Genomic DNA, 25,495 nt, shown 5'->3' with positions numbered 1-25,495 from the left:
TGTGTCGCACCTATACTTTAACAAACAGTAAGTCGAAGAATACCTCTACTGCTCCAGGGTACGGTTGACCCGCCGCAGCGTCAGATTGATCCGGCCGCCATTTTTCAGCAGCGCCGAGGTCGACGGATAGATGCGGTCGACGCCGTGGAAGCAGAGCCGGCCTTCGCCGCCGAGCACGACGACGTCGCCGCTTTTCAGGCGGAACGATTTGGTACCGCCGTCGCGTGTGGCCCCCCTGCCCGTCACTTGGCCGACCCGGAACAGGCAATCGTCGCCAAGTGACACCGAGACCACAGGCGCCGAAAAATCGGCTTCGTCGCGATCCTGGTGCAGGCCCATTTTGGCGTCCTGCGTATAGAAATTGACCAGGCAGGCCTCTGGCGGATTCGGATAGGCGGCGACCTCCCGCCACAATTGCATCAGCGCGTCCGGGATCGGCGGCCATGGCTCTCCGGTGAGTGGGTGCGTTGGCTGGTAGCGATAACCCAACTCCTTGTCAGTGACCCAGCCGAGCGTGCCGCAATTGGTCATGCGCACGCTCATCTCCTTGCCGGTCCGCGGCATCGCCGGCACGTACAGCGGCGCCCGCTGTACAATGGTCCTCACCTCTTCGACCAGCGCTTCCTGCGCCGCGCGGGACAGATAACCAGGCATGTGGCGGACGCCTTTGGGCAGAACGAGCATGACTTCGCCTCCGGTTGATACTGAAACCATGCCACCGCCAATCAGAAACAGCGACCCGAAAGCCACGGTTGTTGGCCTCCCTTTCTGTGGCAATGGTGAAACCTTGCGGCTGCGGCTCCGAAGGGGAAGCCGCTTTATGCACGCAGTCGGCGCGGTCCTTAGTCGTTCTCTACCCGGCCGCGCAGCTTTTTGATCGTGCCGCGCCCTGCCTTGCTTTGCAGCCGCCGCTCCACCGAGCCTTTCGACGGCCTGGTCTTCTTGCGCGGCGGCGGCGGCGGTTCCGCGGCCTTGGCGACCAGCGCCGTCAGCCTTGCCCGGGCATCGGCCCGGTTCTGCTCCTGGGTGCGGAAGCGGCCGGCCTCGATGACGATGACGCCGTCCTTGGTGGCGCGCTGGCCGGCGAGCTTGATCGTGCGCGCGCGCACGCGTTCGGACAGGCCAGCCGCATTGGCGGCGTCGAAGCGCAATTGGACGGCGGTCGCCACCTTGTTGACGTTCTGGCCGCCGGGACCCGACGAACGGATGAAATCCTCGTGCAGGTCGCCCGGATGGATTACGGCTTCGTCTGATATGATGATGTCGTCGATAGGCATGCCGCAGTCATGGCGCGGCGGACCAAAAAAGAAAAGGCCCGATCGAGACCGCGCCTTTCAAGGATGCTTCGGTGAAGATGCCTGGACTATTCCGCAGCTTCCTGCAGGCGGGGTGCTGCGCCTAGCACGACGGCATCGACATGGCTCTCGAATTTCTCGAAGTTGACGGCGAACATGCCGACCAATCGCGCTGCCTGCCGGTCATAGGCTGCCTTGTCGGCCCAGGTCGAACGCGGGTCGAGAATGGCGCTCTCGACGCCAGGCACAGCAACCGGCACCTCGAAGCCGAAATTGGCGTCAGTGCGGAAACCGGACGCCTTCAGCGAACCGTCAAGCGCTGCGGCCAGCAAGGCGCGCGTCGCCTTGATCGGCATGCGCTTGCCGGTGCCGTAGGCGCCGCCGGTCCAGCCGGTGTTGACCAGCCAGCAATCGGCGCCGTGGCGGGCGATCAGCTCGCGCAGCAGATTGCCGTATTCCTTGGGGTGGCGCGGCATGAACGGGGCGCCGAAGCAGGTCGAGAAGGTCGCTTCCGGCTCGGTAACGCCCTTCTCGGTGCCGGCCACCTTGGCGGTGTAGCCGGAGAGGAAGTGATACATCGCCTGCGCCGGGGTCAGCCGTGCGATCGGCGGCATGATGCCGAAGGCATCGGCGGTCAGCATGATGATGTTTTTCGGGTGGCTGGCCCGTCCGCTCTTCGAGGCATTGGGGATGAAATCCAGCGGATAGGCGCAGCGCGTGTTTTCGGTGAGCCGGCCGTCGTTGAAGTCCGGCACGCGGTCGGCGTCGAGCACGACATTTTCCAGCACCGTGCCGAAGCGCTGCGTGGTGGCGAAAATCTCCGGCTCGGCCTCGGCCGACAGCCGGATCGTCTTGGCGTAGCAGCCGCCTTCGAAGTTGAAGATGCCGTGCGGTCCCCAGCCGTGCTCGTCGTCGCCGATGAGCGTACGTGACGGATCGGCCGACAGCGTCGTCTTGCCCGTCCCGGAAAGCCCGAAGAAGATCGCCGCGTCGCCGGCCGGGCCCTCATTGGCCGAGCAGTGCATCGGCATGACGCCCTTTTCCGGCAGCAGATAGTTGAGCATGGTGAACACCGATTTCTTCATCTCGCCGGCATAGGAAGTGCCGCCGATGAGCACGATCTTGCGGGTGAGATCGACCGCAATCACCGTTTCGGTGCGGCTGCCGTGGCGGGCCGGATCGGCGCGGAAGGACGGCAGGTCGATGATCGTCATCTCCGGCACGAAATCCTCAAGCTCGGCGGCCTGCGGGCGGATCAAAAGATTGCGGATGAACAGCGAGTGCCAGGCGAATTCGGTGATGACCCGCGTCGGCAGCTTCAGCTCGGCATCGGCGCCGCCGACGAGGTCCTGCACATAGAGATCGCTATTCGCGGCGTAGACAAGGAAATCGGCGAGCAGCATTTCGAACTGGCCCGCCGAAATCGCCTTGTTGTTGTCCCACCAGACATGGGGCTCGGTGGCGCCATCGCGGACGACAAACTTGTCCTTGGGCGAGCGGCCAGTGTGCTGGCCGGTCTCGGCAAGCAGCGCGCCGCCGGCGGTCAACCGGGCCTCGCCACGACGGATCGCTGCCTCATAAAGGGCGGCCGCACCAAAATTATAATGCACCGTGCCGGTGGTTTTCAGGCCGATACGATCGATCGCGCAAGCAGAATTGCGTTTGCCGACTTCCGACATCAAGGGTCCCTTCTTCTGGATTCGCCGCACTTTGCCGGCGCGTTTCCGGCGAGCCCGCGTTAGGGGCTGAGACGGTGAGAACCAGAAAACTCGAATGATATCAAATCATTAATCGATTTAAAAATTTTGAAAGTTGTTTAAATCGTTTATATGTGCAAAAAATCACGGTGGTTGCCCAAAGGATTGGCACACAGTGTTCGTCCAACCCGTGTAGAGGTTCCGATGGGGCCGCCGGCAAGCCGTCCGCGACAGCGGGTGGAGCCTGTGCCACATTTTGTACCTAATTTGTCCTGCAAAAGCCCCTTCTTTAAGACAGAAGGGACAGCTCATGAGGGAGCCGCTTGAAATGGCAACAATCGCGCTTGTCGATGACGACCGCAACATTCTGACATCGGTGTCGATCGCCCTCGAGTCCGAGGGGTATCGCGTCGAGACCTACACGGATGGTGCGTCGGCGCTGGAAGGCCTGGCGGCGCGGCCGCCGAATCTCGCCATCCTCGACATCAAGATGCCGCGCATGGACGGCATGGAGCTGTTGCGCCGGATGCGGCAGAAGTCCGACCTGCCGGTGATCTTCCTGACCTCGAAGGATGATGAGATCGATGAGCTTTTCGGCCTCAAGATGGGCGCCGACGATTTCATCCGCAAACCGTTCTCGCAGCGCCTGCTGGTCGAGCGGGTGCGCGCCGTGCTGCGCCGCGCCAGCGCCCGCGAAGCTGCGGCAAAGGCGCCCAGCCAGCAGGCCCGTTCGCTGGAACGCGGCCAGCTCGTCATGGACCAGGAACGCCATACCTGCACCTGGAAGGGCGAGCCGGTGACGCTGACGGTCACCGAATTTCTCATCCTGCACTCGTTGGCGCAGCGCCCCGGCGTGGTAAAAAGCCGTGATGCGCTGATGGATTCCGCCTATGATGAGCAGGTCTATGTCGACGACCGCACCATCGATAGCCACATCAAGCGGCTGCGCAAGAAGTTCAAGGCCGTCGATGACGACTTCGAAATGATCGAAACCCTTTACGGAGTCGGATACCGGTTCCGCGAAGCTTGAGTTGATGCATGTCGCCCAAAAGTGGTCGCGTTTTTGGGACGACGACATGCATAAAACCAAAGACTAGGCGGGAGCTGCTATTCGATGGCAGTGGATGTACAGCGGAGCAGACGAACGAGCGCTGTCAGGCGGTCGCGGATTCTGCCCGCATTCCTGTCGAGGTTGACGGTGCCGATGCGCCGCTTCCTCGGCCACCACATCTTTTCCAGCCTGACCCGGCGCATCCTGTTCCTCAACCTGGCCGGCCTCGCCGTGCTGGTCACCGGCATCCTCTATCTTAACACCTTCCGTGACGGGCTGATCGATGCCCGCGTCGAAAGCCTGATGACGCAGGGCGAGATCATCGCCGGCGCCATTGCCGCGTCGGCGACGGTCGAAACCGATTCGATCAGCATCGATCCGGAAAAACTGCTCGAACTGCAGGCCGGTGAAAGCCTCGGGCCGGGCTCAGACCAGCTCGACAATCTGGATTTCCCGATCAACCCCGAGCGCGTCGCGCCGGTGCTGCGGCGGCTGATTTCGCCGACGCGCACCCGGGCCCGCATCTATGACCGCGACGCCAATCTGCTGCTCGATTCGCGCCATCTCTACTCGCGCGGCCAGATCCTGCGCTACGACCTGCCTCCGGTCGAGGACGAGCAGCCGGATATGCTGGAGCGCGTGCAGAAATTCGTCTTCGACTTCTTCCGCAACAAGGACCTGCCCGTCTACCATGAGCAGCCCGGCGGCAACGGTGCGGCCTTCCCGGAAGTGGTCAAGGCGCTGACCGGCAGTCCGTCGACGATCGTGCGGGTGAGCGAACAGGGCGAGCAGATCGTTTCGGTGGCGGTGCCGATCCAGCGCTTCCGCGCCGTTCTCGGCGTGCTGATGCTGTCGACGGAAGGCGGCGACATCGACAAGATCGTCGCCGCCGAGCGCAAGGCTATTTTGCGCGTGTTCGGCATCGCCGCCCTGGTCACCGCAATCCTGTCGATGCTGCTCGCATCCACCATCGCCAATCCGCTGCGCCGGCTATCGGCGGCGGCAGTGCGGGTGCGGCGCGGCGTCAAGAGCCGCGAGGAGATCCCCGACTTTTCCGACCGCCAGGACGAGATCGGCAATTTGTCGGTCGCGGTGCGCGACATGACCAATGCGCTCTATGCCCGCATCGAGGCGATCGAAAGCTTCGCCGCCGATGTCTCGCACGAGCTGAAGAACCCGCTGACCTCGCTGCGCAGCGCGGTGGAGACCTTGCCGCTTGCCAAGAACGACAATTCACGCGGCAGGCTGATGGAGATCATCCAGCACGATGTCCGGCGTCTCGACCGGCTGATCACCGACATTTCCGATGCCTCGCGCCTCGACGCCGAACTGGCGCGTGAGGATGCCGCCACGGTCGATTTGAAGAAATTCATCACCGACCTCGTCGCCGTGTCGCGCGAGGCGACGCGCAACAAAAAGGCTGTCGAGATCGAGTTCAAGGCCGCCAAGCTGCCGCAAGGCGTCAAAGGTTATTTCGTCACCGGCCATGATCTGAGGATCGGCCAGGTCATCACCAATCTGATCGAGAATGCCCGCTCCTTCGTGCCGGAGGACCACGGCCATATCGCCATTTCGCTGGCACGCGCGGGCAAGGTCAACATCGTCACCGTCGACGACAACGGCCCCGGCATCCGCCCGGACGCCATCGACCGCATCTTCGAGCGCTTCTACACCGACCGCCCGGCGGGCGAGGCGTTCGGCCAGAATTCGGGGCTTGGCCTGTCGATATCCAGGCAGATCGTCGAAGCCCATGGCGGCACGCTGACCGCCGAGAACATCCCCGGCACCAAGCCCGGCGACATCAAGGGCGCGCGCTTCGTCGTCACGCTGCCGGCCGAAGGCTGATCGCGGCTGCGCATGCCCGATCCCACCGCGGAACCCGAGAACATCCATGCCACCGCAGTCCTGATTGGCGAGCGGGGCGTCCTGATCACCGGGCCGTCCGGCTCGGGCAAGACAACGCTGGCGCTGGCGCTCATCGACCATTTCAGCCGGCTCGGGCTGTTTGCGCGGCTGATCGGCGACGACCAGCTGTTTGTCGCGGCGCGTTTCGGGCGGCTGGTCTGCCATGCGCCCGCCAGCATTGCCGGCCTCGCAGAGGTGCCCGGGCTTGGTCCGAAGCCGCTTTTGTTCGAACCCGTGGGGGTCATCGACCTTACGATCCAGCTGGTTGCCGCAAACGCTGTGGAGCGTTTCCAGGAAGAGGCGAGCGCGACCATTGCCGGCTGTGTGGTGCCGCGCATCGACCTCGTTCAGCGCAACGTCACTGCGGCTTTGCCGGCGGTAATGGCGCGGCTGGCGATTGCGCCTTTCGTATGATCCGCCGCCGGTTTTTTGCTGCAATGCGTCAAATTGGCCATGGCCGACGCAATTTTGGGCTTGTCAACGCGCCGCGCGTCGACAAGATAGCGCTCCCGCCGCCTGGGATGGCCGGCGAGCATAAAAAGCGCCTGTGAAGCGGCGATGACGGGAGCCACCATAGAATGATCGGACTCGTGCTTGTAACGCACGGTCAACTGGCCGCCGAGTTCCGCCATGCCGTGGAACATGTCGTGGGGCCACAAGACAATTTCGAAACCGTGGCAATCGGCGCCGATGACGATATGGAGCAGCGTAGGCGCGATATCGTCGACGCCGTCGGCCGCGTCGACACCGGGACCGGGGTCATCGTTCTGACCGATATGTTCGGCGGCACGCCTTCCAACCTTGCCATTTCGGTGATGGAATCCGGTCGCACCGAGGTCATCGCCGGCATGAACCTGCCGATGCTGATCAAGCTGTCGTCGATCCGCAAGGGCGACAACATGGCGACCGCGCTCGACGAGGCGCAGGCTGCGGGGCGCAAATACATCAACGTCGCAAGTCAGCTGCTGAGCAGCAAATGAACGCGCTGTCGCCCGGTGAGATCGTGCGCGAGTTCCCGATCGTCAACCAGCGCGGCCTGCATGCGCGAGCCTCGGCGAAGTTCGTCCAGGTCGCCAGCGGCTTCGACGCCACCGTCCATGTCGAGAAGGATGGTCTCAAGGTCGGCGGCACCTCGATCATGGGGCTGATGATGCTGGCGGCGAGCCCCGGTTATTCGATCCGCGTCACAGCCAGCGGCGCTGAAGCCGCAGCGGCGATGGACGCGCTGGAGCAGCTGGTCGCCTCGCGCTTCGGCGAAGAGTGCTGAAGTTTTTGCTTTGAACGCCGTTGTCCCAAAACCGCGGGATACTTTTGGGCGGCATGCATCCCCGTAAACACATACGCGCATAAAGATTTCTTTATATCCCATTGTCGTCTTGGCGGCGATCTGCTAGTCAGGCCGGCATTCCGCGCCCTTCGACGCGCCGTGTGGCGCAGGCGCATTCTGAAGACAAATCACACCGGAGCACTGCCATGACAGGTAGCAAGGACTATGTGGTCGCCGACATCTCGCTTGCCGGCTGGGGCCGCAAGGAACTCGATATCGCCGAAACCGAAATGCCGGGCCTGATGGCCTGCCGCGAGGAATTCGGCGACAAGAAGCCGTTGAAAGGTGCGCGCATCACCGGCTCGCTGCACATGACCATCCAGACGGCGGTGCTGATCGAGACGCTGAAGGCGCTTGGCGCCGATATCCGCTGGGCCTCGTGCAACATCTTCTCGACCCAGGACCATGCGGCCGCGGCCATCGCCGAGGCCGGCATCCCGGTGTTCGCCGTCAAGGGCGAGTCGCTCGAGGAGTACTGGGACTACACCGACAGGATCTTCCAGTGGGCCGATGGCGGCCTTTCCAACATGATCCTCGACGATGGCGGCGACGCCACCATGTACATACTGATCGGCGCCCGCGCCGAAGCCGGCGAGGACGTGCTGTCCAACCCGCAGAGCGAGGAAGAGGAATACTTCTACGCCCAGGTCAAGAAGCGGCTGAAGGCTTCGCCCGGGTTCTTCACCAAGCAGAAGGAAGCCATCCGCGGCGTCACCGAAGAGACGACCACGGGTGTCAACCGACTCTACCAGCTGCAGAAGAAGGGCCGGCTGCCCTTCCCGGCGATCAACGTCAACGACTCGGTCACCAAGTCGAAGTTCGACAACAAATATGGCTGCAAGGAATCGCTGGTCGACGGCATCCGCCGCGGCACCGACACCATGATGGCCGGCAAGGTTGCGGTCGTCTGCGGCTACGGCGACGTCGGCAAGGGCTCGTCGGCTTCGCTCAAGGGCGCCGGCGCCCGCGTCAAGGTCACCGAAGTCGATCCGATCTGCGCGCTGCAGGCGGCGATGGACGGCTTTGAAGTCGTCACGCTGGAAGATGCCGCACCGACCGCCGACATCGTCATCACCACCACCGGCAACAAGGATGTGGTCACCCTCGACCACATGCGCTCGATGAAGGACATGGTGATCGTCGGCAATATTGGCCACTTCGACAATGAGATCCAGGTCGCGTCGCTGCGCAACCTGCAATGGACCAACGTCAAGCCGCAGGTCGACATGATAACCTTCCCGGACGGCAAGCGGATGATCCTGCTGTCCGAGGGGCGCCTGCTCAACCTCGGCAACGCGACCGGTCATCCGAGCTTCGTGATGTCGGCTTCGTTCACCAATCAGGTGCTGGCGCAGATCGAGCTCTACACCAAGCCCGGCCAGTACCAGAACCAGGTCTATGTGCTGCCCAAGCACCTCGACGAGAAGGTGGCGCGTCTGCATCTCGACAAGCTTGGAGCCCGCCTGACCGAACTTTCCGGCGAACAGGCCGCCTATATCGGCGTGACCCCGCAGGGTCCGTTCAAGCCGGAACACTACCGCTATTAGCCAAAGCGGCGTTTACCACTAGATATTGAAGCCGGGCGATTGACTTTTCGCCCGGCTTCTTTTTTGCGCGGATGATTCTTCACGCCGATTCCAGCACGCGCTATTGTGCTGATTCGTGGGCCGGGGACGAGGCCGGCGTACGCATCGAGAGCATGATTCGAACCGAAGGACCGCGTCAGCGAAAAGTGGGAAGCGGTTTTCGGAAAAGATCATGCTCTTTAGAAAAGAGTTAGGTCAGAAGGGCGTTTCATCAAACGTGATCCTGATCTAGGCGGTCTTGCATTCAGGCGGCGAAGAGGACCAAGGCATGCCGGGGGAAAACCCGCCTCGCGCGGGATCGGCCGTTTCCGGCGGCCATGACGATTCCGATAGCACTGGCTCCGTCACGACAGGCGGTGGCCTGAAGAGGCGCGTTGGCGCCCGCACCGCCGGCTTTCTTGCCACCTCAGCTCTTGCCGGCCCGCTCACCTCGTTTGCCGCCCATGCCGAGCCGGCCATTGCGCAGAAGGCCGGACTGTCGGTCAGCGCGGTCGAAGTCATCCAGCTCGCCATGTTCGTCGGCGTCATGGGCGCGGCACTGGTCTCGGCCATCTTCCTGATCCGCGAAAGAGCCCGCACCTCGGCGCAGAATGTCGAACTCAGAGCCCGCATTGCCGACATCAATGCGGCGCTGCAGCGCTCCGAGGCGCTGCTCAATCTGCGTGACCAGCGCGTCATCGTCTGGGCGTCGGAGAACAAGAAGCCGGAGCTGATCGGCACGCTGCCGCTGGAAAGCGGTGCGCCGGACGACCGTGCAGCCTTCCTCGCCTTCGGCCGCTGGCTGATGCCGCGCTCGGCGGCGGCGCTCGAAAATGCCGTCGCTGGTCTGCGCGAGAAAGCGAAACCCTTTGATCTCGTGATCGAATCGCAGGCCGGGGCGCCGCTTGAAGTGCATGGCCGCAAGAGCGCCGCGCATGTGCTGGTGCGCTTCGTCTCGCTGTCGGAAACTCAGAGGAGCCAAGCCAGGCTGAAGATCGAGAACCAGCGTCTGGCCGCCGACTACGAGACCATGATCGGCCTGCTCGACGCCTTGCCGATGCCGGCCTGGCTGCGCGCCACCGACGGGCGGCTGAAATGGGTCAACCGTGCCTATGCCGGAGCGGTCGAGGCACCGAACGCCGAGACCGCCGTGCGCGAAGCCAAGGAATTCCTCGGCGCCCAAGCGCGCGAACAGATCGCCGCGCAGCACAAATCGCGCCCGATCTTCGAACAGACGCTGTCGACGGTGATCGAGGGCGACCGCCGGGTGTTCGCCGTCACCGACTTCGCCGGTGCCGACGGCTCGGCCGGTCTTGCCTGCGACACCAGCGCCACCGAAACCATTCGCGGCGAATATGAGCGCACGGTGCGCAGCCATGCCGACACGCTCGACCAGCTCAACACGGCGGTGGCGATCTTCGATGCCAACGAGAAGTTGCGCTTCTTCAACCAGGCGTTCCAGAAACTGTGGGGGCTGGACCCGGGCTTCCTGCACAGCGCGCCCGACAATGCGCTGCTGCTCGACCGGCTGCGCAGCGAAGGCAAGATCGCCGAGCAGCCGGAATGGCGGCGCTGGAAAGAAGGCCTGCTTGGCGCCTACCGCGCGGTGGAATCGCAAGAGCATTGGTGGCATCTGCCCGACGGCAAGACCATCCGCGTGGTGGCCAACCCGCAGCCGAAGGGCGGCGTGACCTGGGTGTTCGAGAACCTGACCGAGAAGATGGACCTCGAAAGCCGCTACCAGACGGCGGTGCGGGTCCAGGGCGAAACGCTCGACAATCTGGCCGAAGGCGTCGCCGTGTTCGGTCCCGATGGGCGGCTGCGCCTGTCGAACCCGGCCTTTGTCGCGCTGTGGGGACTGAGCCAGGATGTGATCAAGCCCAACGTCCATGTCTCGGCGATCCGCGATCTCAGCGACCAGCGCGCCGTCGACAGCCCGTGGGGCGGGTTCGTCGCCGCCATCACCGGTTTCGACGACGAGCGCCGCGACCGCCATGGCCAGACCGAACTGAAGAACGGCACAGTGCTCAGCTACGCCGTCATCCCGCTGCCCAACGGCCAGGTGATGATGACCTTTGTGGACGTCACCGACAGCGTCAATGTCGAGCGCGCGCTGAAGGACAAGAACGAAGCGCTGCAGAAATCCGACCAGCTGAAGAACGAGTTCGTGCAGCATGTCTCCTACGAGCTGCGCTCGCCGCTGACCAACATCATCGGCTTCACCGAGCTTCTGTCGCTGCCGGCGACCGGGCCGCTCAGCCCAAAGCAGCGCGAATATGTCGAGCATGTCGGCTCGTCATCCTCGGTGCTGCTCACCATCGTCAACGACATACTCGACCTCGCCACCGTCGACGCCGGCATCATGCAGCTCGACATTTCGGAAGTAAGCGTCGAGCGCACCATCGAGGCCGCGGCCGAACTGGTCGCCGACCGGCTGCAAGAGCATTCGATCAAGCTCCGGATCGACGCCGCTGCGGCGCCGAAGAGTTTTCACGGCGACGAGACCCGGGTTCGCCAGATCCTCTACAATCTGCTCAGCAACGCCGCCAATTACGCGCCGGAGGCGAGCACTATCACGCTTGCCTGCCGGCATTTGGAGCAAGGTGTGGAATTCTCCGTCCATGACAACGGCCCCGGCATGCCGCCGGACCTGCTCGATTCGGTGTTCCGCCGCTTCGAGCCGCGCACCAATGGCGGGCGCCGGCGCGGTGCGGGCTTAGGCCTGTCGATCGTCAAGAGCTTTGTCGAGCTGCACGGCGGCAGCGTGCGCATCGAGACCGGCAAGGACAAGGGCACCACCGTCATCTGCACCTTCCCCGATGCACCGTCGGGCATCCGCGCCGCGGCCGAGTAGCGCGCTCGATGACCGTTGTTGTGCTGGAGCGTTTTCTCGCCGACGAGGCTGCGACCGCAAGGCTCGGCGAGGACCTGGCCATGGCGCTGCGGCCGGGCGACGTGCTGGCGCTCAAGGGCGATCTCGGCGCCGGCAAGTCGACGCTGGCGCGGGCCCTGATCAGGGCGCTGGCCGACGATGCCGGCCTCGATGTGCCGAGCCCTACCTTCACCTTGGTGCAAAGCTACGACACGCGCATCCCCGTGCACCATTTCGATCTCTATCGCCTGTCCTCGGCCGGCGAGATGGACGAGCTGGGTTTCGACGAGGCGCTGCTGCAGGGCGCTGCCCTTGTCGAGTGGCCGGAACGGGCGGAGGCCGCTCTGCCCAGGACGTCGATCTGGATCGAACTCGTCCATCAGGGCGAAGGCCGCCTGGCGAAACTATCGGGCCAAGGCGTTGCCTTCGAACGCGTGGCCCGATCGCTGGCGATGCGCGATTTCCTCAAAACGGCCGGTTGGGGCGACGCCGCGCGGCGCCATTTCGTCGGCGACGCCTCGGCGCGCTCCTATGAGATCGTCTCGCGCGCCGGCCTTGCGCCGCGCGTGCTGATGAATTCGCCGCGGCTGGTGCTGGGGCCGCCGGTGCGCGACGGCAAGCCCTATGCCGTGATCGCCCACACCGCGCAGTCGGTCACCGCCTTCGTCGCCATCGACAAGGCGCTGCTGGCGCAAGGTGTCAGTGTCCCAAAAATCCATGCCGAGGATCTCGAGCAAGGGTTTCTGCTGCTGGAGCATCTGGGCTCGGAAGGTTTTCTCGACGGCAATGGTGAGCCGGCGGCCGAGCGCTACACGGCAGCAGCCGAATTGCTGGCCATGATGCATGGCAAGACCTGGCTGCAGCGCATGGAAGCCGTCCCAGGCGTCTTCCACGAGGTGCCGCCCTTCGATCGCGACGCCATGCTGATCGAAGCCGATCTCTTGGTCGATTGGTATGTGCCGATGGTGACCGGCAGCCCGGCAAGCGAGGCTTTACGCGCCGGCTATCACAGGGAATGGAACGCGGTTCTCGATCGGCTGGACACACAGGAATACACGCTGATGCTGCGCGACTTCCATTCGCCCAACATCATCTGGCGCGGTGACCGCAAAGGCCACGACCGCCTCGGCATCGTCGACGTCCAGGACGCGCTGATGGGTCCGGCGGCCTATGACGTTGCGTCGCTGGCCATGGATGCCCGCGTCACCGTTTCGCCCGATATCGAGCAGCGGACCGTGGACGCCTATGTCGCTGCGCGCCACGCCGCCGGCGGCTTCGATGAGGACGCCTTCCGCGCGGCCTATGCGATCATGGCGGCGCAGCGCAATTCGAAGATCCTCGGCATTTTCGTGCGGCTCGAAAAGCGCGACGGCAAGCCCTATTATCTCCGACACCTGCCGCGCATCCGCGATTATCTCAGGCGGGCGCTGGCGCACCCGGCGCTGGCTCAGCTGAAGGAGTTTTACATGGCACATGGCCTGCTGGAGGAACGGCTCCCGTGACCTTGACCACAGCGATGGTGCTGGCGGCGGGTCTTGGCAAGCGCATGCGGCCGATCACCGACACCATGCCGAAGCCGCTGGTGCGGATCGCCGGCAGGACCTTGCTCGACTGGGGGCTGGACAGTCTCGAAGCGGCCGGCGTCGAGAAAGCCATCGTCAACGTGCACTATCTGCCGGACCAGATCGTCGCCCATATCGCCCACAGGCGGGCGCCAAAGATCGTCATTTCCGACGAGCGCGACGCACTGCTGAATTCGGCGGGTGGCATCGTCAAGGCATTGCCGCTGCTGGGCAGCGACCCCTTCTACATCATCAACGCCGATACGTTCTGGATCGACAGCGGCCAGCCCAGCCTCGAGCGCCTTGCCCTTGCATGGGACGGCGCGAAAATGGATATTCTGCTGATGCTTACCGATCTCGACTCGGCCACCGGACACGGTGTCGGCACGGATTTCCTGATGGCGCCGGATGGCGGCCTGCGGCGCTCGAAAGGCGATCCGGCCGGGTTGATCTATGCCGGAGCGGCAATCGTCAATCCCGCCATCTTCAGGGATGCGCCGGCCGGGGCGCATTCGCTCAACACCTATTTCGACAAGGCAATCGCCTCTGGCCGTCTGTTCGGCATGCAGATGCGCGGAAGCTGGATCACCGTCGGCACTCCCGACGCCATTCCGCAGGCGGAAGCGGCCGCCGCCGAAGCTCTCGCGAAGGTGGTATGAGCGGCGCGCGCCGCGTTCTTTCGATCCCGCCCGGAGCGCCATTCCTGCCGACTCTGGCCGAGGCCTTGCTGGCCGGACGGCTGGTGCCCAGCTTCCGGTTCGACGGCGATCCGCTGGCGCTGGCTGATGTCACCATCTATGTGCCGACACGGCGCGCGGCCCGTGCGCTGCGCGGCGCTTTTGTCGACGCGCTTTCGGGACCGGGGGGGAGCCGCCGTTCGGCGATCCTGCCGGTCATCCGCCCGCTCGGAGAGTTCGACGAGGACGAAGCCGCCTTCGACGCCGGCACGCCGACCGAGCTTGAAATGGCGCCGCCGATCGCAGCCATCGAACGCCTGCTGCTACTGGCGCCGCTGGTGCGGGCCTGGAAGCGCACCTTGCCGGCGCATGTCCTTGATATGTTCAACGAAGAGATCGTCGTGCCGGCCTCCGCCGCCGATGCGATCTGGCTGGCGCGCGACCTCGCCCGGCTGATGGACGAGATCGAAACCGAAGGCACGGACTGGACCAGGCTTGCCGATCTGGTCACCGGCAATCTTGCCGGATGGTGGCTTGTGACGCTCGATTTCCTCCGTATCGTCACCGAGGCCTGGCCGAAATTGCTGGAGGAGCGCGACCGCTCCAACCCGGCCGCGCACCGCAATTCGCTGATCCGGCGCGAGGCGAAGCGGCTGGAACGCAACCCGCCCAAAGGCCCGGTGATCGCCGCCGGCTCGACGGGCTCTATTCCCGCCACGGCCGAACTGCTTGCCACGGTCGCCAGCCTGCCCAACGGCGCCGTGGTGCTGCCCGGGCTCGATGGGATGCTGGACGAACCGTCTTTTGCCGCGATTGGGGCGCCCGGTGCGCGGCCGGCACTGCTTGGCCACCCGCAATACGGCATGGCCAAGCTGATCGGCAAGATTGGCGTGCTGCGTGGCGATGTCGAGGAAGTGGTCTCCGCCGAGCCCGCACTGGCGCTCCGCGCGGCCCTTGTCGGCGAGGCGCTGCGGCCGGCCGAGACCACGGAATTATGGGCCGAGACCCGCATATGCTTCAACGCCGTAGACATCGCCGAGGCCTTCGCCGACGTGACGCTGATCGAAGCCGCCAGCGAACGCGACGAGGCGGCGGCGATCGCCATCGCGCTGAAAACCGCCGTGGAACAGCCGGGACTAAGGGCAGCGCTCGTTACCGGCGACCGCTGGCTGGCGCGGCGCGTCTCGGCCGAGCTGTTGCGCTTCGGCGTGATCGCCGACGATTCCGGCGGCACGCCGCTCGCCAACACGCCTGCCGCCAGCCTGCTGCGGCTCACACTTCAAGCGGTATTCCGGCCCGGCGATCCCGTCGGCCTTTTGTCGCTGCTCAAGCATCCGCTGCTCGGGCTCGGACTTGAGCGCATCGGCGTGCGCCATGCCGCCGAGCTCATCGAACTCGTGGCGCTGCGCGGCGGCACCGGACGCCCCGACATCGCCTCTTTGCCAGCACTGTTCGAGGAGCGTCTCGCCGGGCTGAGCGGGGACAAGCGCCAGCCCTTCTGGTTTTCGCGCCTGAGCGGGCGCGGCATCGACGATGCCCGCGATATGCTGAGCCGGCTTGTGACGGCACTGGCGCCGCTGACCGCCTTTCGCGGTGAAGAGAACGCCGATCTCGTCGCGTTGACCAGAGCGAGCGTCGCCGCGCTGGAAAATCTCGGCCGCACGGCGGAGGGCAGCCTGGCTGAATTTTATGCCGGCGACGCCGGCGAGAAACTCGCCGAGCTGCTGCGCGGTGTGGTCGCCGCGTCTGCATCGTTCGACTTCCCGGCCGACGAATGGCCTGATGTGATGGACGCGCTGATAGCACCGGAAACGGTCAAGCCCGGGCAAGGCACAGACCGCAACATTGCCATATGGGGCGCGCTGGAGGCACGGCTGCAGAACGTCGACACGCTGGTCATTGGCGCGCTGAATGAAGGCGTGTGGCCACGCAAGCCGGAAAGCGACCGCTTCATGTCGCGGCTGATGAAGACCGGCATCGACCTCGAGCCGCCCGAACGGCGCATCGGCCTTGCCGCCCACGATTTCCAGATGGCGATGGGGGCGAAAAAGGTGGTGCTGACGCGCTCCGCCCGAGCCGGCGACGCACCGGCGGTGCCGTCGCGCTGGTTGCAGCGCATCCTCACCTTCATCGGCAAGGATCCGGCCGCCGCACTGCGCGGGCGCGGCGACGAATTGCTTGCCTGGGCGCGCGCGCTCGATGCCGGCGAGCGGCAGCATTTCGCGCCGCGACCGCAGCCGAAACCGCCGCTGAGCATGCGGCCCACCCACTTCTCGGTGACCGAGATCGAGACGCTGCGCCGCGACCCCTATGCGGTCTACGCCAGGCGTATTCTGAGCCTTCTGCCGCTCGAACCGGTGATCCGCGACCCCGGTGCCGCCGAGCGCGGCACGCTGTTTCATGACATCCTGCATCTGTTCTCGACAGAGGTGGCGGATCCCCGCGCGCCCGAAGCTCTGGAACGCCTCATCGCTGCCGGCCGGACCTGCTTTGCCGAGATCGCCCTGCCCGCCGACGTCGAGGCTGTGTGGTGGCCGCGCTTCGAAAAGCTTGCCGCCAACATCATCGAATGGGAGCGCGGCCGCGCTCCCGCCGTCGCCCGGCGGCATGCCGAGGAGCGCGCCGAAAAGACCGCTGTCGGCCGCACCGGCGTGACGCTGTCCGGCTATGCCGACCGCGTCGACCTTTTGGCCGGTGGCATGGCCGACATTCTCGACTACAAGACCGGCTCGTCCCCGTCCAAGGCGCAGGCCCACACGCTGCTGGCGCCACAGCTGGCGCTCGAAGGGGCGCTGCTCCGGCGCGGCGCCTTCAAGGGGCTTGGCGCGCGCGAGCCCTCCCAGCTCGCATTCGTGCGGCTGAAGCCGAATGGCGAAGTGTTCGAGGAATCCATCCTCGACTACAACCGCCAGCCTCGGACCGCCGAAGACCTCGCCGAGGAGGCTTGGGCGCGGTTGGAAAAGCTGCTGGTCCACTATGCCGATCCGACGACCGGCTATCTGTCGCGGGCGCTGCCTTTTCGCGAGGGCGAGAGCGATGGCGATTACGACCATCTGGCGCGCGTGCTCGAATGGTCGGCCGGCGGCGACAGCGATGACGAAGCGGGGGAGGCATGAAAAAAGCCTATCCCATCCCCAGCGAAACCGCCGCCAGCCAGGCGCGCGCCTCCGACCCGAAGAACTCGGCCTGGGTGTCCGCCAATGCCGGCTCGGGCAAGACGCATGTGCTGGCCCAGCGCGTCATCCGGCTGCTGCTCAACGGCACCGATCCGTCGAAGATCCTGTGCCTGACCTATACGCGGGCGGCCGCCGCCAACATGTCGAACCGCGTGTTCTCGACCCTGTCGGAATGGACGGCGCTCGGCGATGCCGAGCTTGCCACAAAGATTGAGGCGGTGGACGGCCGCCGACCCGACCGCGACACGATGCGGCGGGCGCGCCGGCTGTTTGCCGAAGCGCTGGAAACGCCGGGCGGGCTGAAGATCCAGACCATCCACGCCTTCTGCGAATCGGTGCTGCACCAGTTTCCGCTGGAGGCCAACATCCCGGCGCATTTCGAAATGCTCGATCCGCAGATGGAGGCCTCGCTGTTTGCTGGCGCCCGCCGGGACATGATTTCGGGCACGTCAGCCGGAGACACCGGACTGGCCGAGGCCTTTGCCACCGTGCTGGAGCGCGGCGGCGAACACGGACTCGATGCGCTGCTCGCCGAAATCGTGCGCAAGCGCGACGGCTTACGCGGCTTCATCGGTGCGGTCCGGCGCGACGGCGGCGGCTTTCAGGCCCTGTTCGACGAATTCCATTTTCGCCCCGGGCAGAGCGCCGAAGACATAGCGGCATCGGTATGGCCGCTGCCGGGTTTCCTGCCGGACTTCTTTGCAGTGTTCGCCAGTGCCGCCGAGGCCACCGACGCCCGCACCGTGCTCAACAATCTCTTGCCCTATGCCCGCTTGGCCTTTGCCGAGACGGACCCGACCCGCCGGCTGCAGATGCTCGGCAAAGCCTTTCTCAAGGCCGATGGCGACCCCTATGATCCCTCAAAGTTGTTCAAGAAGGCGCTGCTCGGCCGGCTGCCCGACCTTCCCGAGCGCTATCTGGCGGCCGTCAAGTCGATAACAGACGTCTCCGACCGGCTGGCGCTGTTCCGGATGCTGGAAGGCACGGTCGCGGCGTTGACCATAGCCGACTGGCTGATCGTGCGGTACGAGCGCCTGAAGCGCAGCCGCGGCTTTCTCGATTTCAACGACCTCATCACCCGCACCGTCAACCTTCTGGCGCGGCCCGATGCCGGCCCCTGGGTGCAGTACAAGCTCGACCAGGGTATCGACCACATCCTGCTGGACGAGGCGCAGGACACCAGCCCCGACCAATGGGAGGTGGTGAAGCGGCTGGCGGAGGAGTTCTTTGCCGGCCACGGCCAGCGCGGCACGACCAATCGCACGGTGTTCGCCGTCGGCGACGAAAAGCAGTCGATCTATTCCTTTCAGGGTGCCGCGCCGGATTCCTTCGCCGACAGCCGGCTCTTGTTTTCCGGACGCGTGAACGCCGCCAATGCTTCGTTTGCCGACCTGAAACTGACCTGGTCGTTCCGGTCGACCGACGACGTGCTTGCCGCCGTCGACCGCGTCTTTGCCGATCCGGGCGTGCGGCGCGGCATCAGCCATGACCCCGATCCGCTCGACCACAAGGCGATCCGCAACGACGCGCCTGGCTATGTCGAGGTCTGGCCGTCGCTCGGCGCTGACGCCGTCGAGGAGCCCGACGACTGGACGTTGCCGGTCAATCATGCCAGCGCGCCGGCTGTGCGGGTGGCCGAGCACGTGGCTGCGACCATCCAGACCTGGCTCAAGGACCGCGAGATCATCGAGGGCAAGGGACGCAGGCTGAGGGCCGGCGACATTCTTGTGCTGGTGCGCAAGCGCGACCGCTTCGTCCATGCGCTGTCGCGCGCGCTGAAGGACCGCGATATTCCCGTCGCCGGCGCCGACCGGCTGAGCCTGCCCGGCCACATCGCGGTCAAGGACCTGATCGCACTCGGCCATTTCCTCATCCAGCCGCAGGATGACCTGTCGCTCGCCGCCGTGCTGCGCAGCCCGGTTTTCGACGTGTCGGAGGAGACGCTTTTTACGCTTGGCGCCGGACGGCCAGCCGGAACATCGCTGATCGCCTCATTACGCCAGCATGCTGGCGACAATACCGCGCTGACCGATGTCGTTGCCCGGCTCGACGGCTGGGCCAACGAGGCGGCGTTCCGGCCGGTGTTCGAATTCTACGCCGGGGTGCTGGCGCGCGACGGCCTGCGCAAGAAGATGATCGCCCGGCTTGGACCGGAAGCCGGCGATATTCTCGACGAGTTCCTGAGTTTCTGTCTGGCCGAAGAACGCACCGGCTTGCCGGGGCTGGAGGCTTTCCTGGCGACGCTGGAAAACACCGGCCCGGAGATCAAGCGCGAGATGGACCAGACGCGCGACGAGGTCCGCGTCATGACCGTGCATGCCGCCAAGGGCCTGGAAGCGCCTGTTGTCTTCCTGGTCGATGGCGGTTCGGCGCCGTTCAGCGACCAGCATCTGCCGCGGCTCATGCCGTTCGACGCTTCGGGCCGCAATTTCGACGGCAAGGGCTATCTCTGGCGCTCGGCCGCCGATGTCGCGAACGGCTTCTCCAAGGCGGCCTCGGCCAGGGCGCGGGAGCTTGCCGACGACGAATACCGGCGGCTGCTCTATGTCGGCATGACGCGCGCCGAGGACCGGCTGATCGTCTGCGGCTATCACGGCAAGCGTCAGCCCAGCACCGGCACCTGGCATTCGATCGTCAGCCGCGCGCTGACAGGTGCACCCGAAAGCACCGAGCGCCGCCACCCCGCCAGCAGCGAGCCGGTGCACCGTTTCGTCATGACCAAGCTTCCGCCGGTGGCGCAAGCGGCAGCCGACGAGTCGCGGCTGCCGCAACAGGTGCCGCCGCTGCCGGTGGGCTTGTTCCGGCCCTTGCCGCCTTATGAGGAGCTGCCGCGCCCGCTGTCGCCTTCCGGCGCGTCGGCGCTGATCGACGAGGGCAAGGAGGCGGTCGTCGATACGCGTTCGCCGGTGCTGGACAGCGAAGCGGAGCCCGGTTTTGCCGTGATGCGCGGGCTGGCGCTGCACAAGCTGGTGCAGATGCTGCCCGGTTTTGCCGAAGACGAACAGCAAGGCGCGGCGGCGCAGTATCTCATTCGAGCCGGCGCCGACTGGCCGGAGGCCGAGCGCAACAAAGCGCTGGCTTCGGTGATGGCGATCCTCAGAGATTCGCGTTTTGCCGGGCTGTTTTCGCCCTCGTCCCGCGCCGAAGTGGCCGTCATGGGCAGTATCGAGGTCAAGGGCAGGCTGCGCTCGATCTCCGGCAAGATCGACCGGCTGGCGGTGACGCCCGGGCGCGTATCGATCGTCGACTACAAGACCAACCGGCCGGCGCCCGCAGGCCTGGCCCAGGTGCCGCCGGCCTATATACTGCAGCTGGCGCTCTACCGCGCGCTGCTCCAGCCGCTTTACCCCGGCCGCGCGGTGACGGCAGCACTGTTGTTCACCGAGGCACCGAGGCTTATCGAACTGCCGGCCCAGGCGATGGATGGCGCCCTTGCCCGACTCACGGGAGCGTGACACAAGTTCTGCTTGAAGAAGGGCTGCTGAACCACCACATTTGGTGCGAGATAAATTTCGAAAGGATTTTCGTATGGCCACCGTCAAGGTCGACAAGAGCAATTTCCAGGCCGATGTGCTCAACGCCTCGCAGCCCGTCGTCGTGGATTTCTGGGCCGAATGGTGCGGCCCCTGCAAGATGATCGGTCCGTCGCTGGAAGAGATCGCCAATGAGCTCGGCGACAAGATCAAGATCGCCAAGCTGAACATCGACGAGAACCCCGAGCTTGCCGCCCAATTCGGCGTGCGCTCGATCCCGACGCTGATGATCTTCAAGGGCGGCGAAGTCGCCGACATGAAGGTCGGCGCCGCGCCGAAGACCGCGCTGTCGCACTGGATCAATGGCAGCCTCGCCTGATCTGGCTTTGTTTTGATGCATGTCGTCCTCCCAAAACCGGGACCACTTTTGGGCGACCTGCATTAGTTCCCGAGATCGAAGCCCGGCCCTCGCGCCGGGCTTTTTCTTTGGCGTCATCGCCCGGCCGCCTCTGGCCCTCGCATCGGCGCACTCCATGTCATCTGCTTGAGGCAGGACAGGGAGAAACAGAATGACCGGATCCGCCAAGGCCACCGTCTTCATCGACAATGAGCGCGTCATCGTCACCGAGTATCGGTTCCAGCCCGGCGACAACACCGGCTGGCATCGCCACGGCCACGACTATGTCGTGGTGCCGCTGATGGACGGCAAGGTGAAGCTGGTGACCAAGGACGGCGAGAGTTTTGCCGAGATGAAGAAGGGTGCGCCCTATTTCCGAAAGGAGGGCGTCGAACACGACGTCATTAGCGCCAATGACGGCGAGTATGCCTTCATCGAGATTGAGCTAAGGTGATGGCTTGCCATCCTCTGCCATCTTGATGGCTCGTCCTAAATGGGATATATTTTCTCGAAGGTATTTTGAAATGGCCGAACCCCGGCTTTCCGCCCGCAGCGCAAAAGCACGAGATCTTGCGCATCGTCTTGCTCATCGCGAAAACCGCTCGATAGCGGATATCGTCGAACGCGCGCTTGAATCCTATGAGATTCGGGAGGCGGGGCGAGAACCGGCGTCCACCTTCTACTCCCGCCTGACGGCAAGCAGTGGCGCGGATATCGATCTGGAAGAAATCATCCGGAAAAGCCTCAAGGTCCATACAGGGCCGGAGCTTTGATCCTCGTCGACACCAACACAGCTCACCAGTCGGCGATGCGGTCGCCTCCGGTAAATTGCGCGCTTTTGGCGGTGTATTCGAACAGCTCTATCTTCACGCCGTTGGGATCGCGGATCCAGGCCTGAAAAGTGTCGTCGCAGGCGTGCTTCTTGGCGGTGACGTCGATGCCCTTCGATTTGATATGGGCGATCGCCGCGTCGAGATCTTCGACTTCCAGGCAGAAATGGTTGATCTGGTTCTGCTCGCTGTATGCAGTGCCGTCCTTCTGGAACACCTCGACATGGCTGCGGCCGCCGCAATTGAGGTAGAAGCCGAAGACCTTGTCGTCGCGCAGGAAATTGAACTGCGTGTCGAGGCCAAGCACGTCGCGGTAGAAGCTTCGCGTCGCCTCCAGATCATGCGCGAAGATGCAGACATGGGCGAGTTGCTTGACCTTGATCATGATGGGCTCCTCGCAGTGAAATGGCTTCAGGTTGGCGGCGTGCCGTTTTCGGCCAGCACCGCGCCGGCGAGATATAACGACCCCCCGATCAGGATGCGTGGCGCCGGCCCGTCCCAGGTGTCGCGCAGCAGCATCAGCGCACTGGCGACGGAACTGACCGGTTCGGCCGTGAGGCCGGCTTCGGTCGCCCGCACCGCCAGCTCGTCATTCGGCACGCCGGCATCGCTCATGCTCACCGGCACGGTGTAGACGTGCCGAGCCAGGCCCTTGAAGGCGTGGAAGTAGCCGCTCTGGTCCTTGGTGTTGATCATGCCGGAGATCAGAAACAGCGGCCGCGGGTTCTTTTCCTCCTGCTCGGCCAGCGCCTCGGCAATGACCATGCCGGCGCCCGGATTGTGGCCGCCGTCGAGCCAGATGTCGGCGCCCTTGGGCGCCAGCTCCATCAGCCGGCCCTGTACCAGTTTCTGCATGCGGCCCGGCCATGCGACGCTCGCCATCGCCTTCTCAGTGGCGCGATGACTGATTTCGAAACCGGTGGCCTTGACGGCGGCAATCGCTGCCGCCGCATTGGCGAACTGGTGGCGCCCGGGCAGGCGCGGTGGCGGCAGGTCCATCAGCCCGTCCTCATCCTGATAGACCATGCGGCCGTTTTCCTCGAAGGCGAGAAAATCCTGGCCGTAGACGAAGGTCGGGCAATCCAGCCGCTCGGCGGTTTCGATCAGCACTTGCAGCGCCGTCTCGCTCTCCTGCGCGCCGATGACCACCGGGCAGCCGCGCTTCATGATGCCGGCCTTTTCGGCGGCGATCAGTTCGACCCGGTCGCCGAGATAGGCTTCGTGATCCATCGACACCGGCATGATCACCGACACCGCCGGCCGGGCAACGACATTGGTGGCGTCGAAGCGGCCGCCAAGGCCGACCTCGATGATGGCGGCGGCAGCCGGATGCTCGGAAAACAGGATGAAGGTGACGGCGGTTAGGATTTCGAAGACGGTGATCTTCTGGCCGGCATTGGCCCGGGCGACGCGGGCGATGGCCTCGGCGAAGGTCTCGTCGTCGACCAGCCGGCCGCCGCCCTCGGCCGCCAGCCGGTAGCGCTCGGCCCAGTTCACCAGATGCGGCGAAGTGTGGACATGGACAAGGTGGCCGCCGGCTTCGAGCAGCGCGCGCGAAAAGGCCGCGCACGAGCCCTTACCGTTGGTGCCGGCGATATGGATGACCGGCGGCAGCCGCTCCTGCGGATTGCCGAGGCGTTCGAGCAGCCTTGTGATGCGGTCGAGCGAAAGGTCGAAGCCTTTCGGATGCAGCGCCATCAGGGCTTCGATTTCACGATCTGCGGCAAGCGTTGTCATGAGCGAATCCTACGCATGCGCGCAGGTGCACGCAATCGCGGTTTGCGGCCAGAAATGTCGCGTCAGGCTTGCGGGCGGGCTTCCGTCGGGATGACCGACGGCGGCAGGATTTCCGGCTCCAGCGGCTTTTGCTCCTGCGGCAGTTTGAGCAGGATTTTCAACAGCCGTGAAATCGTCTCGCGCAGTTCCAGCCGCGACACCACCATATCGACCATGCCGTGCTCCATCAGATATTCGGAGCGCTGGAAACCGTCCGGCAGTTTCTCCCGGATGGTCTGCTCGATGACGCGCGGGCCGGCAAAGCCGATCAGCGCGCCGGGCTCGGCAATGTGGACGTCTCCCAGCATGGCGTAGGAGGCGGTAACGCCGCCGGTGGTCGGGTTGGTCAAGACGACGATGTATGGCAGGCCGGCTTCCTTCAGCCGGTCGACGCCGATCGTGGTGCGCGGTAACTGCATCAGGGACAGAATGCCTTCCTGCATGCGCGCGCCACCGGAGGCGGCAAACAGGATCAGCGGCCGCTTGCGCTGCAAGGCGACCTCGAAACCGTGCACAATGGCGTCACCCGCGGCCATGCCGAGCGAGCCGCCCATGAAGGCGAAATCCTGCACCGTCACCACAACCGGCAGGCCTTTGACCGTGCCCAGCGCGTTGATGATGGCGTCTTCCAGGCCGGTCTTGGCCTTGGCGTCCTTCAGCCGGTCCGTGTAGCGCTTCTCGTCGCGGAACTTGAGCGGGTCCTGCATGACCTTGGGGTTCTCAAGCTGCTCGTATTTGCCGTCGTCGAGGAAGAATTTCAGCCGTTCCTTGGCCGAAATCTTCATGTGATGGCCCGATGACGGGATGACGAACTGGTTGGATTCCAGGTCCTTGTGAAACACCATCTCGCCGGTCTCGGGATCCTTGATCCAGAGATTCTCGGGCATGTCGGTGCGCCGACCGAGCATCGAATTGATCCTCGGGCGAACGTAATTGGTGATCCAGTTCATCGCTTCGGCTCCTGTCCTGACGAAGAGTTGGCTCGTGCATGTCGCCCAAAAGTGGGAACCGGTTTTGGGATAACGACTTGCACAAGGCCTAAGTAGGGAAACTATTCGGCAGCAGCAAGGCGGGCCGAACGCACGCCCTGAGACAGTCCGCTGACCAGGGTGGCGACGGCCTCGGCCGGGTCGGCGATCTTCTCGCCCTTCGGTCCCAACACATTGGCGACCGCGTTGACGATCGCGGTGCCGACGACGACGCCATCGGCATTGGCGCCGATAATGCGCGCCTGCTCGGCGGTCTTGACGCCGAAGCCGACGCAGACCGGCAGATTGGTGTGGCCCTTGATGCGCTTGACCGCGGCGGCAACCTTGCCGGTGTCGGCCAAAGCCGAGCCGGTGATGCCGGTCATCGACACGTAATAGACGAAGCCCGACGTATTCTGCAGCACCTTGGGCAGGCGCTTGTCGTCGGTGGTCGGCGTTCCCAAGCGGATGAAGTTGATGCCGGCCTTCAGCGCCGGAATGCAGAGTTCTTCGTCCATCTCCGGTGGCAGGTCGACGACGATCAGCCCGTCAATGCCGCTGGCGATGGCGTCCTTGAGGAAGCGATCGACACCGTAGATGTAGATCGGGTTGTAGTAGCCCATCAGCACGATCGGCGTTTCATTGTCGGTGGCGCGGAAATCAGCCGCCGTCTTCAGCGTCTTGACCAGGGTCTGGCCACCTTTCAGCGCCCGCAGGCCAGCGGCCTGGATCGCCGGTCCATCGGCCATCGGATCGGAAAACGGCATGCCCATTTCAATGATGTCGGCGCCGGCCTTGGGCAGCGCCTTCATGATCGACAAAGCGGTGTCATAGTCGGGGTCGCCGCTCATGAAATAGGTGACGAGCGCCGGGCGGCCCTCGGCTTTCAGTTTTGCCATGCGGCGGTCGATGCGGGTCACCATG

At 64.5% G+C, this 25,495-nt stretch carries 21 protein-coding genes; 14 read left to right on the top strand and 7 right to left on the bottom strand.

Features of this window, described 5'->3' with window-relative positions; translation table 11 throughout:
- Positions 1-45: 45 nt before the first annotated feature.
- The 3 genes from X730_RS139410 to X730_RS139420 form a co-directional block, all read right to left on the bottom strand.
- The gene (locus X730_RS139410) at positions 46-684 is read right to left on the bottom strand and encodes an alpha-ketoglutarate-dependent dioxygenase AlkB (RefSeq protein ID WP_023827364.1); all 639 of its coding nucleotides are present in this window, start codon (positions 682-684) and stop codon (positions 46-48) included.
- Positions 685-842: 158 nt separating this feature from the next.
- Positions 843-1,277, bottom strand: a complete 435-nt coding sequence (gene arfB / locus X730_RS139415) for an alternative ribosome rescue aminoacyl-tRNA hydrolase ArfB (protein ID WP_023672309.1) — start codon at positions 1,275-1,277, stop codon at positions 843-845.
- Between the two features lie 86 nt (positions 1,278-1,363).
- Complete coding sequence (locus tag X730_RS139420) at positions 1,364-2,974, bottom strand: phosphoenolpyruvate carboxykinase (RefSeq protein ID WP_023827363.1); 1,611 nt, start codon at positions 2,972-2,974, stop codon at positions 1,364-1,366.
- Between the two features lie 346 nt (positions 2,975-3,320).
- On the opposite strand from X730_RS139420, the gene X730_RS139425 reads away from it, so the two are divergent.
- The 14 genes from X730_RS139425 (at position 3,321) to X730_RS139490 (ending at position 21,770) form a co-directional block, all read left to right on the top strand.
- Positions 3,321-4,022, top strand: a complete 702-nt coding sequence (locus tag X730_RS139425) for a response regulator transcription factor (RefSeq protein ID WP_010912942.1) — start codon at positions 3,321-3,323, stop codon at positions 4,020-4,022.
- Positions 4,023-4,106: 84 nt separating this feature from the next.
- Positions 4,107-5,888, top strand: coding sequence for a sensor histidine kinase (locus tag X730_RS139430; RefSeq protein WP_023681403.1), 1,782 nt, complete (start codon positions 4,107-4,109; stop codon positions 5,886-5,888).
- 12 nt (positions 5,889-5,900) lie between these two features.
- Positions 5,901-6,362, top strand: a complete 462-nt coding sequence (locus X730_RS139435; RefSeq protein WP_023681402.1) for an HPr kinase — start codon at positions 5,901-5,903, stop codon at positions 6,360-6,362.
- A gap of 164 nt (positions 6,363-6,526) precedes the next feature.
- On the top strand, positions 6,527-6,928 hold the full coding sequence (locus X730_RS139440; RefSeq protein ID WP_023672304.1) for a PTS sugar transporter subunit IIA: 402 nt from the start codon (positions 6,527-6,529) through the stop codon (positions 6,926-6,928).
- Positions 6,925-7,215: an HPr family phosphocarrier protein gene (locus X730_RS139445; RefSeq protein ID WP_023672303.1), complete on the top strand. Its 291-nt coding sequence runs from the start codon at positions 6,925-6,927 to the stop codon at positions 7,213-7,215. Before X730_RS139440 ends, X730_RS139445 begins: the two co-directional genes overlap by 4 nt.
- Before the next feature lie 206 nt (positions 7,216-7,421).
- Positions 7,422-8,822, top strand: coding sequence for an adenosylhomocysteinase (gene ahcY, locus X730_RS139450; protein ID WP_023827362.1), 1,401 nt, complete (start codon positions 7,422-7,424; stop codon positions 8,820-8,822).
- Between the two features lie 307 nt (positions 8,823-9,129).
- Positions 9,130-11,694 (top strand): PAS domain-containing sensor histidine kinase, encoded by a 2,565-nt coding sequence (locus tag X730_RS139455; protein ID WP_023687430.1) that lies wholly within the window; start codon positions 9,130-9,132, stop codon positions 11,692-11,694.
- Positions 11,695-11,702: 8 nt separating this feature from the next.
- Entirely contained in the window at positions 11,703-13,214 is a 1,512-nt protein-coding gene (tsaE, locus tag X730_RS139460) for a tRNA (adenosine(37)-N6)-threonylcarbamoyltransferase complex ATPase subunit type 1 TsaE (protein ID WP_023681400.1), read from the top strand.
- Between the two features lie 14 nt (positions 13,215-13,228).
- Positions 13,229-13,933 (top strand): nucleotidyltransferase family protein, encoded by a 705-nt coding sequence (locus tag X730_RS139465; RefSeq protein ID WP_031197320.1) that lies wholly within the window; start codon positions 13,229-13,231, stop codon positions 13,931-13,933.
- Positions 13,930-17,067, top strand: coding sequence for a double-strand break repair protein AddB (addB, locus tag X730_RS139470; RefSeq protein ID WP_023827361.1), 3,138 nt, complete (start codon positions 13,930-13,932; stop codon positions 17,065-17,067). Before X730_RS139465 ends, addB begins: the two co-directional genes overlap by 4 nt.
- A complete protein-coding gene (addA, locus tag X730_RS139475) occupies positions 17,064-20,582 on the top strand; it encodes a double-strand break repair helicase AddA (protein WP_023827360.1) in 3,519 nt (1,172 codons plus the stop codon). Before addB ends, addA begins: the two co-directional genes overlap by 4 nt.
- Positions 20,583-20,655: 73 nt before the next feature.
- The gene (gene trxA, locus X730_RS139480; RefSeq protein ID WP_023672297.1) at positions 20,656-20,979 is read left to right on the top strand and encodes a thioredoxin; all 324 of its coding nucleotides are present in this window, start codon (positions 20,656-20,658) and stop codon (positions 20,977-20,979) included.
- Between the two features lie 190 nt (positions 20,980-21,169).
- Complete coding sequence (locus X730_RS139485) at positions 21,170-21,451, top strand: cupin domain-containing protein (protein ID WP_023696001.1); 282 nt, start codon at positions 21,170-21,172, stop codon at positions 21,449-21,451.
- A gap of 70 nt (positions 21,452-21,521) precedes the next feature.
- On the top strand, positions 21,522-21,770 hold the full coding sequence (locus X730_RS139490) for a hypothetical protein (protein ID WP_023827359.1): 249 nt from the start codon (positions 21,522-21,524) through the stop codon (positions 21,768-21,770).
- A gap of 22 nt (positions 21,771-21,792) precedes the next feature.
- On the opposite strand, the gene X730_RS139495 is transcribed toward X730_RS139490, so the two are convergent.
- From X730_RS139495 to trpA, 4 genes are all read right to left on the bottom strand, one after another.
- Entirely contained in the window at positions 21,793-22,212 is a 420-nt protein-coding gene (locus X730_RS139495; RefSeq protein ID WP_023681395.1) for a VOC family protein, read from the bottom strand.
- A 26-nt stretch (positions 22,213-22,238) separates the two neighbouring features.
- Entirely contained in the window at positions 22,239-23,564 is a 1,326-nt protein-coding gene (locus X730_RS139500; RefSeq protein WP_023672293.1) for a folylpolyglutamate synthase/dihydrofolate synthase family protein, read from the bottom strand.
- Positions 23,565-23,626: 62 nt separating this feature from the next.
- On the bottom strand, positions 23,627-24,553 hold the full coding sequence (gene accD, locus X730_RS139505) for an acetyl-CoA carboxylase, carboxyltransferase subunit beta (RefSeq protein WP_023672292.1): 927 nt from the start codon (positions 24,551-24,553) through the stop codon (positions 23,627-23,629).
- A gap of 101 nt (positions 24,554-24,654) precedes the next feature.
- Positions 24,655-25,494, bottom strand: coding sequence for a tryptophan synthase subunit alpha (trpA, locus tag X730_RS139510; RefSeq protein WP_023827358.1), 840 nt, complete (start codon positions 25,492-25,494; stop codon positions 24,655-24,657).
- Position 25,495: the final 1 nt, after the last annotated feature.

The sequence above is a fragment of the Mesorhizobium sp. L103C131B0 genome (assembly GCF_000502275.1).
Lineage (GTDB): Bacteria > Pseudomonadota > Alphaproteobacteria > Rhizobiales > Rhizobiaceae > Mesorhizobium.
This window is presented reverse-complemented; position numbering and strand designations above follow the sequence as displayed.